General features: G+C 71.8%; 13 protein-coding genes. 9 read left to right on the top strand and 4 right to left on the bottom strand.

The window, feature by feature from the left end:
• The first annotated feature begins 33 nt into the window (after window positions 1–33).
• From OHA21_RS21300 to OHA21_RS21290, 3 genes are read left to right on the top strand one after another with little or no spacing between them, the layout of a single operon-like run.
• Window positions 34–1,140 carry an S-(hydroxymethyl)mycothiol dehydrogenase gene (locus OHA21_RS21300; RefSeq protein ID WP_328476205.1) on the top strand — a complete coding sequence of 369 codons (1,107 nt, stop codon included), beginning with the start codon at window positions 34–36 and terminating at the stop codon, window positions 1,138–1,140.
• On the top strand, window positions 1,137–1,745 hold the full coding sequence (locus OHA21_RS21295) for an MBL fold metallo-hydrolase (RefSeq protein ID WP_328476203.1): 609 nt from the start codon (window positions 1,137–1,139) through the stop codon (window positions 1,743–1,745). The genes OHA21_RS21300 and OHA21_RS21295 overlap by 4 nt, the downstream gene beginning before the upstream one ends.
• A gap of 48 nt (window positions 1,746–1,793) precedes the next feature.
• On the top strand, window positions 1,794–4,538 hold the full coding sequence (locus tag OHA21_RS21290) for a hypothetical protein (RefSeq protein WP_328476201.1): 2,745 nt from the start codon (window positions 1,794–1,796) through the stop codon (window positions 4,536–4,538).
• A gap of 3 nt (window positions 4,539–4,541) precedes the next feature.
• On the opposite strand, the gene OHA21_RS21285 is transcribed toward OHA21_RS21290, so the two are convergent.
• Entirely contained in the window at window positions 4,542–4,955 is a 414-nt protein-coding gene (locus tag OHA21_RS21285) for a DoxX family protein (RefSeq protein ID WP_328476199.1), read from the bottom strand.
• Between the two features lie 77 nt (window positions 4,956–5,032).
• Here OHA21_RS21285 and OHA21_RS21280 point away from each other — a divergent pair, with 77 nt between their 5' ends.
• The gene (locus tag OHA21_RS21280; RefSeq protein WP_328476197.1) at window positions 5,033–6,352 is read left to right on the top strand and encodes a hypothetical protein; all 1,320 of its coding nucleotides are present in this window, start codon (window positions 5,033–5,035) and stop codon (window positions 6,350–6,352) included.
• A 6-nt stretch (window positions 6,353–6,358) separates the two neighbouring features.
• Here OHA21_RS21280 and OHA21_RS21275 read toward each other — a convergent pair whose 3' ends face one another.
• On the bottom strand, window positions 6,359–6,562 hold the full coding sequence (locus OHA21_RS21275) for a cold-shock protein (RefSeq protein WP_328476195.1): 204 nt from the start codon (window positions 6,560–6,562) through the stop codon (window positions 6,359–6,361).
• A 118-nt stretch (window positions 6,563–6,680) separates the two neighbouring features.
• Entirely contained in the window at window positions 6,681–7,382 is a 702-nt protein-coding gene (locus OHA21_RS21270; RefSeq protein WP_328476193.1) for a class I SAM-dependent methyltransferase, read from the bottom strand.
• 363 nt (window positions 7,383–7,745) lie between these two features.
• Here OHA21_RS21270 and OHA21_RS21265 point away from each other — a divergent pair, with 363 nt between their 5' ends.
• Together OHA21_RS21265 and OHA21_RS21260 are read left to right on the top strand one after the other, a co-directional pair.
• On the top strand, window positions 7,746–8,045 hold the full coding sequence (locus OHA21_RS21265) for an ArsR/SmtB family transcription factor (RefSeq protein ID WP_328476191.1): 300 nt from the start codon (window positions 7,746–7,748) through the stop codon (window positions 8,043–8,045).
• On the top strand, window positions 8,045–8,434 hold the full coding sequence (locus tag OHA21_RS21260) for a VOC family protein (protein WP_328476189.1): 390 nt from the start codon (window positions 8,045–8,047) through the stop codon (window positions 8,432–8,434). The genes OHA21_RS21265 and OHA21_RS21260 overlap by 1 nt, the downstream gene beginning before the upstream one ends.
• Here OHA21_RS21260 and OHA21_RS21255 read toward each other — a convergent pair.
• Entirely contained in the window at window positions 8,431–8,943 is a 513-nt protein-coding gene (locus OHA21_RS21255) for a CGNR zinc finger domain-containing protein (protein ID WP_328476187.1), read from the bottom strand. The two genes, OHA21_RS21260 and OHA21_RS21255, sit on opposite strands and share 4 nt — an antisense overlap.
• Before the next feature lie 25 nt (window positions 8,944–8,968).
• Between OHA21_RS21255 and OHA21_RS21250 the strand changes: the two genes are divergently transcribed.
• The 3 genes from OHA21_RS21250 to OHA21_RS21240 all read left to right on the top strand — a co-directional run bounded on the left by OHA21_RS21250 (window position 8,969) and on the right by OHA21_RS21240 (window position 14,840).
• Window positions 8,969–10,204, top strand: coding sequence for an MFS transporter (locus OHA21_RS21250; protein WP_328476185.1), 1,236 nt, complete (start codon window positions 8,969–8,971; stop codon window positions 10,202–10,204).
• Between the two features lie 243 nt (window positions 10,205–10,447).
• Entirely contained in the window at window positions 10,448–13,402 is a 2,955-nt protein-coding gene (locus OHA21_RS21245; RefSeq protein ID WP_328476183.1) for an NACHT domain-containing protein, read from the top strand.
• Window positions 13,403–13,457: 55 nt separating this feature from the next.
• The gene (locus OHA21_RS21240; RefSeq protein ID WP_328476181.1) at window positions 13,458–14,840 is read left to right on the top strand and encodes an alpha/beta hydrolase family protein; all 1,383 of its coding nucleotides are present in this window, start codon (window positions 13,458–13,460) and stop codon (window positions 14,838–14,840) included.
• Window position 14,841: the final 1 nt, after the last annotated feature.

The raw sequence follows: 14,841 nt of genomic DNA, 5'->3' as shown, positions 1-14,841 counted from the left end.
CCATTGAATCGCCCGGCCGAAGGGAACATTGAGATGCAGCAGGTGAAGGCCGTCATCGCGCGCGCGAAAGGCGCACCGGTCGAGTTGGTGACGATTAACGTGCCGGACCCGGGGCCGGGCGAGGCGGTGGTGAAGATCCAGGCGTGCGGGGTGTGTCACACCGACCTGCACTACCGGGAGGGTGGCATCAACGACGACTTCCCGTTCCTGCTCGGCCACGAGGCGGCCGGTGTGGTGGAGTCCGTCGGCGCCGGGGTCACCGAGGTGGCGCCGGGTGATTTCGTGGTGCTGAACTGGCGGGCCGTCTGCGGGCAGTGCCGGGCCTGCAAGCGCGGCGACCTGCACTACTGCTTCGCCACGCACAACGCGAAGCAGAAGATGACCCTGGAGGACGGCACCGAGCTGTCGCCGGCGCTGGGCATCGGCGCGTTCGCGGAGAAGACGCTGGTCGCGGCCGGGCAGTGCACGAAGGTGGACCCGTCAGCGCGGGCCGCGGCCGTCGGGCTGCTGGGCTGCGGCGTGATGGCCGGCATCGGTGCGGCGATCAACACCGGCGCGGTGACCCGCGGTAGGTCGGTCGCGGTGATCGGCTGCGGTGGGGTCGGCGTGGCCGCGGTCGCCGGTGCGGCGCTGGCCGGCGCTTCGCCGATCATCGCGGTGGACATCGACGAGCGCAAGCTGGAGGCGGCCCGCAAGCTGGGCGCCACGCACCTGGTCGACTCGTCGAAGAGCGACCCGGTGGCGGAGATCAAGCGGATCGCGGCTTCGGTTTATGAGGGTGCGGACGGCGCCGATGTGGTGATCGAGGCGGTGGGCCGGCCGGAGACGTGGAAGCAGGCGTTCTACGCCCGTGACCTGGCCGGGGTGCTGGTGCTGGTCGGTGTGCCGACGCCGGACATGAAGGTGCCGGACCTGCCGCTGATCGACGTGTTCGGCCGGGGCGGCGCGCTGAAGTCCAGCTGGTACGGCGACTGCCTGCCGTCGCGCGACTTCCCGATGCTGGTGGACCTGTACAAGCAGGGCCGGCTCGACCTGGACGCGTTCGTCACCGAGGAGATCGGCATCGAGGACGTGGAGGCGGCGTTCGCCCGGATGCACGGGCACGCCGAGCCGGTGCTGCGCTCGGTGGTGATCCTGTGAGCGGGGCGCGGGTCGACCACGGCGTCGTCGCCGGAACGTTCAGCCTGGACGGTGAGACGTTCAACGTGGACAACAACATCTGGGTGGTCGGCGACGACACCGAGTGCGTGGTGATCGACGCCCCGCACGACGTGGACGCGATCCTCAAGGTCGTCGGTGAGCGCCGGGTGGTCGCGATCGTGTGCACGCACGCCCACGACGATCACGTCCGGGTGGCGCCGGAGCTGCGCGAGCGTACCGGGGCGCCGATCCTGCTGCACCCGGCCGAGCGGCCGCTGTGGGAGCTGACCCACGGCACCGCGACGGCCTGGGACACCGACCTGGCCGACGGCGACACCATCGAGGTGGGCGGGACGACGCTGACCGTGCTGCACACGCCCGGGCACGCCCCGGGCGCCGTCTGCCTGTACGCGTCCGAGCTCGGCCAGGTCTTCACCGGCGACACGCTGTTCCAGGGTGGCCCGGGCGCGACCGGCCGGTCCTACTCGGACGCCGACCTGATCGTCGCCTCGATCCGGGCGAAGCTGTTCAGCCTCCCGGAGGACACCGTGGTGCACACCGGGCACGGCGACGACACCACGATCGTGGCCGAGCGAGACCGGTAGCCGACGTTCTGCTTGACGTGACCGCCGGCACGGGTCGAGCGTGCGGGGATGGAGCAGCTCGTCGGCAGGTCCTGGGTGCTCGACCTGGTCGACTCCTGGCTGGGCTCCGGCGAGCGCTTCCTGGTGCTCGTCGCCCGGCCCGGCTGGGGTAAGACCGCGGTCGCCCGGTGGCTGATCAGCGACGCGACCCGCATGCGCGACGCCTGGTCAGCCGCCTATTTCTGCGTGGCCCGCGGTCACCGCGGCACGGTTCAGCCCGGCCGGTTCGTCGAGGACCTGGCCGGGCAGCTGGCCCGCGACCCGGCGTACGCGGCCGCGCTGATCACCACGAACGCGCCCGCGGTGTTCGACATCGACATCCGCGTCGGGACGAACCAGGGCAGCGTGACCGCCGTGCAGCAGCTGCTGCTGGGGCAGCAGGACCCGGAGGAGGCGTACCAGCGGGCGATCCGGGCGCCACTGCACCGCCTGGGCCGGCCGGAGCGGCTGATCCTGGTGGACGCGCTCGACGAGTCGCTGACCGTTTCCGGCCGCACCACGATCGCCTCGCTGCTGGCCGGCTCCGGTGACCTGCCGCCCGGGGTGCGGTTCGTGCTGACCACCCGGCCGGATCCGCGGGTCCTCGACCTGTTCGACGACGACACGCGGATCGTCGACCTGCACCGGCCGCAGTTCGTGGCCCGCACCGAGGAGGACCTCACCGCCTATGTGACGCGCCGGCTGGCCGCGGGGTCGCTCGGGCCGGGCGACGCAGGCCGGCTGGTGGCGACGGCAGACGGCAATTTCCTGTACGCCCGATGGGTGCTGGACGAGATCGCGGCGGGTCGGCGTACCGATCTGTCCGGTCTGCCCCTGGGCCTTTTCGGGCTCTACCGCACCTTCCTGGCCCGCCTGCTGCCGGACGACACCGACACCTGGCTGGACCGCTACGAGCCGCTGTTCGGCTGCCTGACCGTGGCGAACCCGGCCGCGCCCGACGCGAACCTGTCCCGCTGGCTGGACCGGACCCGCGGCGAGATCACCCGGCGGCTGCGGGACGTCTCGCAGCTGGTCGAATACGTGCCCGAGCAGGGTTACCGGCTCTATCACCGGTCGATCACCGAGTTCCTCGCCGCCGACCGGTACCGGGACAACGGCGGCTGGCGCGACAACGAGTTCTTCGTCGAGCCGGCGCTGCAGCATGACCGGATCGCCCGGTACTACCTGGACCGGATCGCGGGGGAGTGGGCCGGGGACTGGGCGCGGTGCGACACGTACGGGCTGCATCAGCTGCCCGGGCACCTGCGTGCCCGTAGTGCGGACCTCTACCGGGTGGTGCTCGATCCGGGTTTCCAGGCGGCGCAGCACGACCGTACCGGCGGCGTCCACCTCACCCTGGACACCCTGCGGGCCGGGGTCGAGCACGCCGCCACGCGGGGCGATCTGCTCCCGGCGCTGCGGTGTGCGGCCGCGTTCCGGGCGCAAACCGGTGCGGAGAGCCTGTCCCGTGCGGTGTTCGACGCCGTCAAGGCGAAGGACTTCGCGCAGGCGGTCCGGAAGATGAGCCACTACACCACCGGGCCGAACACCGGTTCCTGGAGCACGGTGCTGCAGCTCTACGTGGCCTGGGAGGCGGCCGGGGCGGGCGCGCTCGCGGAGTCGTCCGAGCTGCTCGCCCAGCCCGCGGCGCTCCGCTCCGAACTGGCCGACGCGCTGCGCGCCGCGGCGGAGTCGCCGACCGGGTCGTTGCCGGCGGCCGAACCCGTCGCGCAGGCGTTCGACGTGGAGGGGGCGGTCCGGCGGCTGGAGGCAACGGGCACCGACGCCGGACTGAGTCCGTCGACCGACCCGTTGATGGACCCGGAGACCTCGGCGGATGTGGTTCTCGACATGCAGAGTGGCCTGCGCCGGATGGTTGCCGCAGGCGACGGCCGGGGCCTGCTCGAACGGGCGTTGCAGGTGGTGCGGCGCAACCCGTACCCGCGCTACCGCGACACCGCCCTGGAAGCGCTCGGCATCGCCGCGCTGGCCTCCCCGGACCGTGAGTGGGCCGGCCTGCGGCTGCGGCAGATCCTGCGCGCGGGCCTCGACGACGAGGGCGTCACCTTCACCTTCGACCTGCCCGCGATCCTGCTGGCCACCTGCCTGCGCCGTGGCCTCCCCGCGCCCGAGCTGAACGAGTACCTCGAGCAGGGCCTCGCGCACGCCGACGTCTGGGGCACCCGGGCACGCGCGCTGAGCGCGCAGGCGGCGGCCGCCTTCCACCACGGCGACACCAGCAACGCGGCGTCGATGCTCGCCACCGGCACGCAGATGGAGATCACCTATGCGGGGTACGGGGTGACGCTCACCCTTTCACTGATCGACCGCTGCGACGAGATCGGCCGGCCCGACCTCGCCGACGGCCTGCCTGATCTGGCCGCCCGTCTCGCCGACCGCGTCTACGACCCTCAGTTCGCCCGGGAGCGCGCCGACCTGGTCCGGCAGCACGCGCAGTGGCGGGCCGAACCGCTGCCGGATCCCGGCGAGGTGGCCACCCGGCTGGCCCATCTGCGTGATCGGGACGCGCGGGCCGCGTACCGCAACCATGTGGCCGCCCGCTGGAGCGCTGCCCCGGACCCGGAGATGGCGGGGCAGATCGGCACCCTGATCCCGGGCGCCCTGTTCGACGCCACCAGCCTGGACGCGCTGCTGGCCCGCCTGACCGCGGCCGCCCTGCCCGAGTTGCCCGACGCCCGGGTCCTCCAGGCCGTCGCCGTCGTCGAGGCGAGCTTCACCTCCGGCCGCCCCTGGCGTTTCGGCCAGTGGCGCTGAGCCTCAGGTTTTCCGCAGCGAGCGCAGCGCCCGGATCGCGTCGGTGGTGGCCAGCGCCCACACCACCAGCAGCGGCTGGAAGAGCAGACGGACCGCTCGTTTCGTGTCGGTGTCCAGGCCGAAGCCGTCCTTGTGCTCGGCGAACTGGGCGATGTTGCCGGGGAAGACCGCGACGAAGAACGCGGCCACGACCGCCCCGACGATGCCGCGGGCCGGCTGCTTCCACACCGTGAGCAGGGCCAGGCCGAGGCAGATCTCCACCACGCCGGAGGCCAGCACCACGAAGTCGGCGTCCAGCGGCACCCAGGACGGCACCTGCGCCTGGAACTCCTCGCGGGCGAAGGTGAGATGGCCGGTGCCGGCGAACGCCAGCGCCGCCCCGAGAAGGACCTGCCCGATCACACCCACGATGCCCATGGCAGGCACAGTACTGTCGCCGTTTCGCCGGTCCGATGTGACCTGGGCATAACACCGGCACCGGCAGACTGCCCGGCATGAACGATCCCGGGGAGTCGCCGAACCTCATCGTCGTGCAGCTGGTGGCGGTGTCGATCGCGGCGACCATTCTGGTCGTGTTCTCCGCCGGCGCAGTGATCGGCGTGGCGGTCGGCCGTGGGGCCGGTGCGCCGTTCCTGCTGGTCATTCCGGTGATGGCGGTTCTGGTGTTCCGGGTGGTCGCGGGGGCGACCGCGGCGGTGACACCGCTGGGCCGGACGCCGGGCGGCCGCTGGTGGTGGGCGGTGCTGGTCTGCGGTCTCGGCAGCGTGGCACTGGCCGCCTGCTGGGCGATCCTGGCCGCCGTCACCCGTCCCACCGGGGGCCACCTGGTTCTCGCCGGTCTGCCGTACGCCCTGGTCGCTGCCCTGTTGTTGCGGGGCCGCAGGCCGCGGCTGGCTGCCGGGCTGGTGTCGCTGCTGCTGGTGGGCGCCGCGGCGGTGGGGTTGCGGTTCTCCGGCCCGGACGAGGTGGCGGCCCGGCTGGCCGCCGCCGGCAAGGACCGTGCGTCGCTGTACGTGATGGAGATTCCGGGGTACGTGCCGAACGGCGACGAGTACGGGGAGCGGCTCGGCTCCCGCGCGTTCATGCCGGCGAACTCGGCTGACATCCCCGCCTACCGGTACGCGGACGTCGCCGCGTACCCGCGGAAGCCGTGCGCGGAACCGCAGCCCGGGCAGTTCGGCGGACGGCTGGAGTACACATCGTGCACCACCGAGGCGGACGGCTACGTCTACCGGCACGCTGAGCAGATCCATGGGTACGAGGTGCGCCGTGGCGCCGTCACCGTGGAGGTCTCCGGCCCGCTCGCGGTGGACCGGCAGGTGCTGAGAGAAGGCGCCCGGACCGCTCGGCCGGCCACCGCGGCCGATCTGAAACGACTGGGCCGCACCGGGGAGAAAGGCCTGTTCATGGCCGACATCCCGGGCTTCCGGCCGGACCCCATCCTGTCCGAAGGGGTGCACTTCGAGTCGCTCGCCGGCGGCGGAGGACCGGCGGCCGTGCTGATCATGCTGGGGACCGGGCAGCCGGTCGACCAGTTCTGCCGCGGCCGGTCCTGTGCGACCGAGCCGGGCGGCCTGGTCTACCGGAGCCCGGTACTCTCGCGGGCCCCCGAGGACCAGTCCGGTTACCTGATCACTCGGGGCGCGACGACCGTACAGGTCACCGGCGGAGCCAATGTCGATCGCGCACTGCTGCGCGATGCTGTCCTGGCAGCGCGCCCACCGACCAACGACGAGATCCTGACGGGCCTGCCCGCCCCGCAGGGGCGCGGCCCGATCGCGCGCTGGCGCGGCTGGCTGAAAGAGACCTTCTGAGAAAACTCAGAGGGGACGGATGTTCTGGGCCTGCAGACCCTTGGCGCCCTGCGCGACCTCGAACTCGACGCGCTGGTTCTCGTCGAGGCTGCGGTAACCGGAGGAGGCGATGGCCGAGAAGTGGGCGAACACGTCGGGTCCGCCGTCATCCTGGGTGATGAATCCGAAGCCCTTTTCGCCGTTGAACCACTTGACGGTACCGGTTGCCATGATCTTTCTCCCTGCTTCTTCGTGAGGAAACCTCGCATCGCCGCATTGATTCACCGACGAAAGCAAAAACGCCCGGTGGGCTGTGATGCCCATCAGGCGTTCAGAACGTCTACGGAAATCAAAACTGCAATGCCGGAACCGTAGCACGGCCGGGCGTCGGCGTCGTGCCGAGCACGGACACCTCGGTGAGCTCCGAGTCCTCGGCCGCGCCCAGACCCTGCACCCGGTAGCGGGTCAGCACGGTCAGCCACCGGTCGGGCAGGTGGCCGCGGCCCGGGTCGCCGACCAGGATGTGCGCGTGCCGGGCGGCCGCCCGGCGCAGGAAACCCACCACCCGGTCGGCCAGGGCCGGGTCGTAGAGGCCATCACCCACAAGGATGACGTCGGCGTCGCCGCCGTCCCCGGAGAGCAGGTCGCCCTCGACGGTGTCCACCACCACGTCGTTGGCGGCCGCGTTCATCGCGGCGGCGGTCAACGCGAGCGGATCGATGTCGTTCGCGATCGACACGGCTGCGCCGGCCTTGGCGGCGGCGATCGCGGCCACCCCGCCCCCGCAGGCCACGTCGAGCACCCGCCGGCCCGCCACCAGCCCCGGGTGATCCAGGACGTACCGGGCGAGCGCCTGGCCGCCGGCCCACGCATTCGTCCAGAACGGGTTGAGCCCCGGCCCGATCTGCGCCTCCAGCCGGGCACCCAGGACGATCGCGTCGTCCGCGAGGTGCAGGCGGATCTCGGGCAGGAACGGGAGACGGACGAGGCGCAATCCGTCATAGGCGTCGGCGCGGGAAGCGACGAACGGCGCAAGCGAGGTACGGGTCAAGAGAAGTGCTCCGATCAACGGGCAAATCTCGACAGTACGCGCTAGTCGTTTCCGATTACTCGATAGCGGAGGAAAATCACGCCGTTCGTGAACCTGCGGTCCTCCAGCAACTCCAGGTCCGCGGGGACGTCATCGGGGAAGAATTGCTGCCCGCCACCGACGATCGCCGGGCCGATGACCAGCTGATACTCGGTCGACCAGGCCGGCTCTGATCGCCTGCGCCGCCAGCTCCCGACCGTCCACTGTCAGATCGAGGTCGGATTTCTCCTTGAGCTTGCGCACGTGCGCCCTTGCGCGCCTTCGCTCCGGATGCGCCCCGGCCGGCGCTTGATATGCAAGTGGCTGCTTGCCTATCATCAGGGTGTGGACGATGCCGCCGAGCAGGAGCTCTTCAAGGCGCTGGCCGATCCGACCCGGCGCAGGATCCTCGATGGGCTTGCTGAGCGCAACGGCCAGACGCTGTTCGAGATCTGTTCGCGCCTGGCGATGAAGTACCAGCTGAGTTTGTCCCGGCAGGCCATCTCCCAGCATCTGGAGGTGCTGATCGCGGCCGGTCTGATCACGGCGCGCCGGGAGGGCCGCTACAAGTTCCACGACCTCGACACCACACCGCTGGAGCGTCTCACCGATCGGTGGCGACCCCGCGAAACCAAGGAGAACTGATGCGCGTCTACGTCACCAGCGTCCTCGTCAACGACCAGGAGGAGGCGCTGCGGTTCTACACCGACGTTCTGGGCTTCGTGAAGAAGAACGACATTCCGCTCGGGGAGGATGCCCGGTGGCTCACGGTCGTCTCGCCCGAGGACCCGGAAGGCTGTGAGGTGCTACTCGAGCCGTCGGGGCACCCGGCGGCCAAGCCGTGGAAGGAAGCGCTGGTCAACGACGGCATTCCGTTGACGTCGTTCTCGGTCACTGATGTCCAGGCGGAGTTCGAACGCCTCAAGGGGCTCGGTGTGCGGTTCACCCAGGAACCGCTGCAGATGGGCAACGTGACGATGGCCGTCTTCGACGACACCTGCGGCAACCTGATCCAGATCGTGCAGATCGACTAGGTCCGGGATCGGTGGCGGCGGACCGCGTCGCGGTTGGCGCAGCGCGGGGTGCAGTATCGCTGGCGGCCGGTGCGTGAGGTGTCGGCGAAGATGTCGGTGCACTCGGGGACCGCGCAGCGCCGGAGGCGGTGGATGCCGCGGCCGGCCAGGTGCAGGGCGGTGCCGACGGTGATCAGCGCGGTCAGGATCGCGCCGAGTGGCTGGCCGGCGTCGCGGTAGTGCAGATGCCAGTCGCCGGCGTGGTCGGTGAGCCGGGGGTAGGCGGTCGCGGCGGCGAGCATCCGGTTGAGCCGGGCGGCGCGGTCGTGGTCGTCGGCGGCGTCGACGACCGCCTCCCAGGCGTCCAGGGTGGCCAGCAGATGCCGCAGGTCGTCGGCCGTGGCGGCGGATTCCAGTACCAGGCCGGCGGCGCGGCACCGGTCGGCGAGTTCGGCGGGGACGGCCGGGCGGTGGTTCGCCAGGTCGGCGGCCAGGTTCACCGCGTCGGCGCCGTAAGGGTTGAGGTGCATAAGACCATTACAGCAGGCTGGGATCATGAACAGCTATCGCTGGGTGGTCCTCGCCGTGGCCACGTTCACCCAGGCCGCGTCCGGGTTCTTCGTGCAGGGGATCGGCGCTCTCGGCGTACAGCTGCAATTTGACCTCGGGTTGAGCGCGGCCCAGCTGGGGCTGCTGATGTCGGCTGCCCAGCTGGCGCCGCTGCTCGGCCTGCTGGTCGCCGGGGCGTTGCTGGACCGGTTCGACGAGCGCTGGGTGGTCGGGGCCGGCGCAGCCGTGGTCGGCGCCGCGCTGCTCGCCGGGGCGTGGGCACCCGGATACGCGGCGTTGCTGGCGGTGCTGTTCGTGGTGGGCGCGGGGTACAGCACGGTGCAACCGGGCGGCAGCAAGTCGGTGGCGTCCTGGTTCGATGCGTCGCGGCGCGGCACCGCGATGGGGATCCGGCAGGCGGGGCTGCCGTTCGGAGCTGCGCTCGCCTCGGCGGTGCTGCCGCCGCTGGCAGTCGCCCACGGGTGGCGGGCGGCGTGCGCGTTCGGTGGGGTGATCGCGTTGCTCGGCGCGGCCGCTTTCCTGCTGTTCCATCGCCGGCCGCCGGCGCCGCTGACCGCCGCGCCGCAGAACAGAGGGGTGGTGCGCAGCCCGGCGCTGATCCGGGCGACGCTGTGCGGGATCAGCCTGGTCTCGGTGCACTGCGGCATCGGGCTGCTGACGGTCCTGCACCTGCACGAGGTGGCGGGAATGACGGCCGGTGCGGCAGCGTCGGTGCTGGTCGGAGTGCAGATCGCGGGTATGACCGGCCGGATCGTGCTGGCCGCGTGCAGCGACCGCACCCGGTCCCGGCAAAGCGTCGTCACGGTCAGCATGCTGGCGATCGTCGCCGGGCTCGCGCTGCTCGTCACCCCTGCCGGCCGGATCCCGGTGACGGCGTCGCTGGTCTTCGTCTGGCTCGGCTTCTTCGGCATCGGCTGGATCGGCCCGTGGATCGCCCAAGTCACCGAGGCGGCGCCGCCGGGCCGGACCGGGTTCGTGCTGGGCCTGGTGATGGCCGTCAACCAGGCCGCCATCGTGATCGTGCCGCCGGTGCTGGGCGCGCTGCGCGACGTGACCGGTGGGTTCGCCGCGCCCTGGGCGCTGTTGATCGCGATGACCGCAGCGGCGCTGGCCGGTCTCCTACCGGGCCGGGGCGTTCCACCCAGCGGATCAGATCGTCGGCGAGGCGCCGCAGCCGGCGCCGGTCGAACTCACTCTCCGGCGCGAACGCCGACCGGGTGAGGGCGAAGACGCGCGACAGCACACCGGCGCCGCCGAGGCGGGCCGGCGCCGGCTCACCGTCCGCAACGAAGGTCCAGGCCGCGCCGGGGGCGCGGTTCATCCCTGCGCCATCGCGGTCCTTCCGGGCCGTGGCTGCTGCGACGCGGCGTCCCACCAATCCCGCAGCGCGGCGGTCAGTATGCCCGGCGGATGCGGGGTCCACGTAGGATCGAGCTGCCGGACGTCGATGGGGGAACAACGGCCGTGGATTTCCTGCTGGGCGCTGTCGCGGTCGCAGTCGAGCATCTGGCGGGCCGGGCGATCGACGCCCTGTTCAAGCGGCGCGGGATCGAGCGGCGGCGCGCCGACCGTGAGCACAGGTCGATGGCGAGCGGCGCCGCGGAGAGCCTCGCCGGGCTGCGCGAGCACGAGCTGCGCGCCCTGCCCGAGAACGACTGGCAGGCGGCCGTGCTGACGGTGCGGGACTCGTTGCAGACCGCCGCGCCGGCGATCGAGCGGGAGGCGTTCGCCGGCACCCTTCGCCTCGACGAGCTTCAGCAGTTCATCGAGCGGGAGGCGGCACCGGTGGTCGCCCGCGCCGGGTTCGACGACGCCGGGCTGGTGGCGTACAGGCGGATGCTCGCCCAGGTCAGCACCGAGCTGGTCGACTACCTGCGCCAGCAGCTGCCGTGGCTGGCCGCGGTGGGGGAGCAGACTCGGGACCGGGTCGAGGATCTGCACGGTCAGGTGGCCGTGGTGCGGCAGGGGATCAGCGGCCTGCCGGAGCAGCTGCGCCGGGAGCGGCAGGACGAGGCCGCGGTCTTCGAGGACCGCTACGTGGCCCAGCTGCTGCGCCGGCTGGACGGGATCGAGCTGTTCGGCCTGGCGATGGGCCGGGAGGCGGAGAAATACCCGCTGACCGAGGCGTACGTGGACATGAAGGTCGCCCGGGTCGACGGGAACGACCGGGACTACACCGGCTCCGGCATCGCGGTCGGCGACGCGCTCGCCGACGACCGGCGGCTGCTGCTGCGCGGCGGGGCGGGCGCCGGCAAGACGACGCTGCTGCGCTGGCTGGCGGTGACCGAGGCGCGGCGCGACGGTCCGCGCCGTTTCGTCCCGCTGTTCCTGCCGCTGCGCCGCTTCCTGGGCCGCAAACTGCCCGAGCCGGACCGGATGGTGCTGGCCGCCGACGACGTGCTCGCCAACGAGATGCCGCTGGCCTGGGGCAACGCGCTGCTGCGGTCCGGGCGGGCGCTGGTGCTGGTGGACGGGGTGGACGAGGTGCCGGCCGACCGGCGGGCCGAGGTGCGCACCTGGCTGAGCGAGCTGGCCGACGCCTTCCCGGACGCCCGGTACGTGGTGACCACCCGGCCGTTCGCGGTGGAGACCGCCTGGCTGGCCGAGTACGAGTTCGTCACCTACGACCTGCTGCCGATGAGCCGGCGCGGGATCGGCGAGTTCCTGGAGTCCTGGCACGACGCGGCCGGCCGGCGTAACGCCACCGACCACGACTCGCGCCGCCGGCTCGAGGAGACCCGGGAGCAGCTGAGCGCCGTCCTGGAGAGCAACACCGAGCTGCGCCGGCTCGCCGGCAGCCCGCTGCTGTGCGGGCTGATCTGTGCGCTTGCCCAGAAGCCGTACCTTCGATTGCCGCACGACCGCAAGGGCATCTACGAGGCCGCGCTCGACCTGCTGCTGGAGGGGTGGGACGAGCAGAAGCAGCCGCACCTGGGCTGGGCGCTGTCGCTGGAGAAACCCGAGCAGCTGGTGCTGTTGCAGCGGCTGGCGTACTCGTACGTGCGCAACCAGAACCTGCTGATCAGCACCGAGGAGGCGGTCCGGCGGATCGCCGGGCACATGCGCGGCCTGCGCTCGCACGACGCCGAACCCGAGCAGGTGCTGCGCTGGATCCTGGAGCGCACCGGCGTGCTGCGCGAGCCCGACGACGACCAGGTGCAGTTCCTGCACCGTACGTTCCGCGACTATCTGGCCGGGCGCGAGATCGCCGACGTCGGCGACTTCGACTACCTGTTGAGCAACGCCCACCACAGCGAGTGGTACGACGTGGTGGTGATGGCGGTGGCGTACGCGTCCCGCCGGGAACGGGACCGGATCCTGTCCGACCTGATCGCCCGCGGCAACCGGGACCCGCGGATCCGCGACCGGCTGCACCTGATCGCCGCCGCCTGCCTGGAACACGTGGTGGTCACCAACACCGACGACGTCCGCGAGCAGGTGCACCAGGCGGCCCAGCGGCTGATCCCGCCGTCCGGGCCGGACGAGGCCGAGCTGCTGGCCCGCGCCGGCTCGTTCGTGCTGGAGCTGCTGCCCGGGCCGGACGGGCTCACCGAGGACCAGGCCGCCGCGGTGATCCGGGCGGCCGCGCTGATCGGCGGGCCGGGCGCCTGGGAGCTGATCAAACGGTTCACCGACGTGCCGCAGCAGCGGGTCGTCGAGGAGCTGCTGCGGGCCTGGCGCGAGTCCGACGACCCGGCCGAGTACGCCCGGGAGGTCCTCGCCGACGTCGACTTCGGCGACCTGTACCTGGACCGCAACGGCTGGCGCGAGGTCCGCGACCTGATGTACCTGAACCGCCTGACGTCGGTGGCGGTCCGCGGCGACGTCATGCCGCTGAACCCGCTCGCCGCGATCCCGTCGCTGCGCCGGCTCAAGCTGATGCAGAACGACGTGGTCCGCGACCTGTCCCCGCTGGCGCGCTGCCGGTCGGTGCGGGCGCTGTCGCTGATCCGGTGCAGCGCCCTGCGGGACCTGTCCGGCCTGGCCGGCACCACGGTGGCGGACCTGTCGCTGTTCCAGACCCCGGCCGACCTGTCCACCCTGCGGGCCCCGCAGCTGCGGGTGCTCTCGATCCGGCATCCGGACCTGCGCGACGGCCTGCACGCGCTGCCCGCCGACCTGCCGATCCGGGCCCTGAAGATCACCAACCGGGCCGACGACCGGCAACTGACCGGCCTCGACCGGTTTCCGCAGGTACACCGCCTGTCGATCACCGGCGAGCCGACCGAGGCCGACCTCGCCGCGATCGCCGCCTCCTCGGTTCAGGTGCTGACCGTCGACGAGCCGCGCTCGCTGGCGCCGTTCGCCGGGCTCGCCGGCTCCCCGGTGCTGGTCCTGTGGATCACCAACGCGCTGACCGGCGAGTCGCCGGCCGAGCTGGCCGCCACACTACCGGGCATCCAGGTCTACACCGATTAGTTGCGCCGCCCCGGCCGGTCCTAGAGGTAATCGACACCTTTGGATCGGAGGAAGCATGCGAAAGTTGTTCACCGCGCTGGTGGCGGCTCTGCTGCTGGTGGCGGCGCCGGTGACCGCCGCGTCAGCGGCGCCACGCGACGACGGGCGGCGGTCCTACACCGGGACGATCGACGGCGCCGACTACCGCGTCGAGGTTCCGCAGGGCTGGAACGGGACGCTGCTGCTCTACAGCCACGGCTACATGCCGGCGGACTTCGGTTTTCCGCAGATCTTCGTGACCAACGCCGCGGAGAGCGAGCAGTGGCTGCTCGAGCACGGTTTCGCGCTGGCGGCGTCGGAGTACCGCAACGGCGGCATCGGCTATCTCGTCGAGCCGGCCATGCGCGACCAGCTCGCGCTGCTGGACTGGTTCGAAGCCGAGGTGGGCCGCCCGGAGCGCACCGTGGCGACCGGGCAGTCGCTCGGCACGACGATCGCGACCCTGCTGGCCGAGCGGAATCCGCGCCGGTTCGACGGGGTGCTCACCATGTGCGGTGTCTACGACCCGTTGAACACCTTCAACACCGCGCTGGACATCAACTTCACGGTCCGGACGCTGCTCGCGCCCGGTCAGGACATCGACCTGGTGCCCGCCGATGATCCGGTAGCCAGCCGGGAGGCCCTGGTCGCGGCGGTCGGCCAGGCACGGACCACTCCGCAGGGGCAGGCCCGGCTGGCGCTCGCCGCGGCGTTCGGCAACGTCACCGGCTGGTACAAGTCGCTCGAACCGGCGCCGGCCGACCTGACCGGGTGGATCCAGCAGCAGACCGAGTGGATCACCTGGGCGAAGATCTGGGGCAACGGGCCGACCGCGTTCGCCGACATCGAGCGGGTCGCCGGGGGCAATCCGCTGGGCAATGCCGGCGTCGACTACGCCCGGCAGCTGCAGCGCTCCGACCAGCGGGAAACCGTGCTCCGGGCGTACCGGAAGGCGGGTTTGAATCTGCATGCCGACCTGGCCGCGCTGGCGGCCGCGCCGCGGATCGTGCCGCAGCGCGACGCCGTGCGCTACCTGCTGCGTTATGGCGTGGCGACGGGACGCACGCCGGCGCCGGTGCTGTCGCTGCACACCACCGGCGACGGCGGGGCGCCGCCGGATCAGGAGCGGTGGTACGCCGAGCAGGTCCACAACCCCGCTGACCTGCGCCAACTATGGGTGAACCGGGGCGGTCACTGCTCGTTCAGCGCCGCTGAGGAGATCACCGCCCTGCAGGCGCTGCTGACGAAGCTGGACACCGGGCGGTGGCCGGACCTGCGCCCGTCCCGGCTGGACGCGGCAGCAGGCCGGTTCGATCCGCTCTACCAGCGGGTGCTGGACCTGGGCAGCATGGAGTCGGCGGTGATGGCGCCGGCGTTCACCCGCTACCACCCGCCGGTCACCCTGCGCCCGTCGCGCTGAC

The sequence above is a fragment of the Actinoplanes sp. NBC_00393 genome (assembly GCF_036053395.1).
Lineage (GTDB): Bacteria > Actinomycetota > Actinomycetes > Mycobacteriales > Micromonosporaceae > Actinoplanes.
The sequence above is the reverse complement of the archived record's forward strand: the minus strand, read 5'-3'. Positions and strand labels throughout refer to the sequence as shown.

What these genes read in the sequence shown, in the direction of transcription:
- OHA21_RS21255 (WP_328476187.1), bottom strand. Translation starts at nt 8,943, where the DNA reads ATGCACCTCAACCCTTACGGCGCCGACGCGGTGAACCTGGCCGCCGAC.
- OHA21_RS21275 (WP_328476195.1), bottom strand. Translation starts at nt 6,562, where the DNA reads ATGGCAACCGGTACCGTCAAGTGGTTCAACGGCGAAAAGGGCTTCGGA.
- OHA21_RS21260 (WP_328476189.1), top strand. Translation starts at nt 8,045, where the DNA reads ATGCGCGTCTACGTCACCAGCGTCCTCGTCAACGACCAGGAGGAGGCG.
- OHA21_RS21285 (WP_328476199.1), bottom strand. Translation starts at nt 4,955, where the DNA reads ATGGGCATCGTGGGTGTGATCGGGCAGGTCCTTCTCGGGGCGGCGCTG.
- OHA21_RS21300 (WP_328476205.1), top strand. Translation starts at nt 34, where the DNA reads ATGCAGCAGGTGAAGGCCGTCATCGCGCGCGCGAAAGGCGCACCGGTC.
- OHA21_RS21280 (WP_328476197.1), top strand. Translation starts at nt 5,033, where the DNA reads ATGAACGATCCCGGGGAGTCGCCGAACCTCATCGTCGTGCAGCTGGTG.
- OHA21_RS21290 (WP_328476201.1), top strand. Translation starts at nt 1,794, where the DNA reads ATGGAGCAGCTCGTCGGCAGGTCCTGGGTGCTCGACCTGGTCGACTCC.
- OHA21_RS21240 (WP_328476181.1), top strand. Translation starts at nt 13,458, where the DNA reads ATGCGAAAGTTGTTCACCGCGCTGGTGGCGGCTCTGCTGCTGGTGGCG.
- OHA21_RS21250 (WP_328476185.1), top strand. Translation starts at nt 8,969, where the DNA reads ATGAACAGCTATCGCTGGGTGGTCCTCGCCGTGGCCACGTTCACCCAG.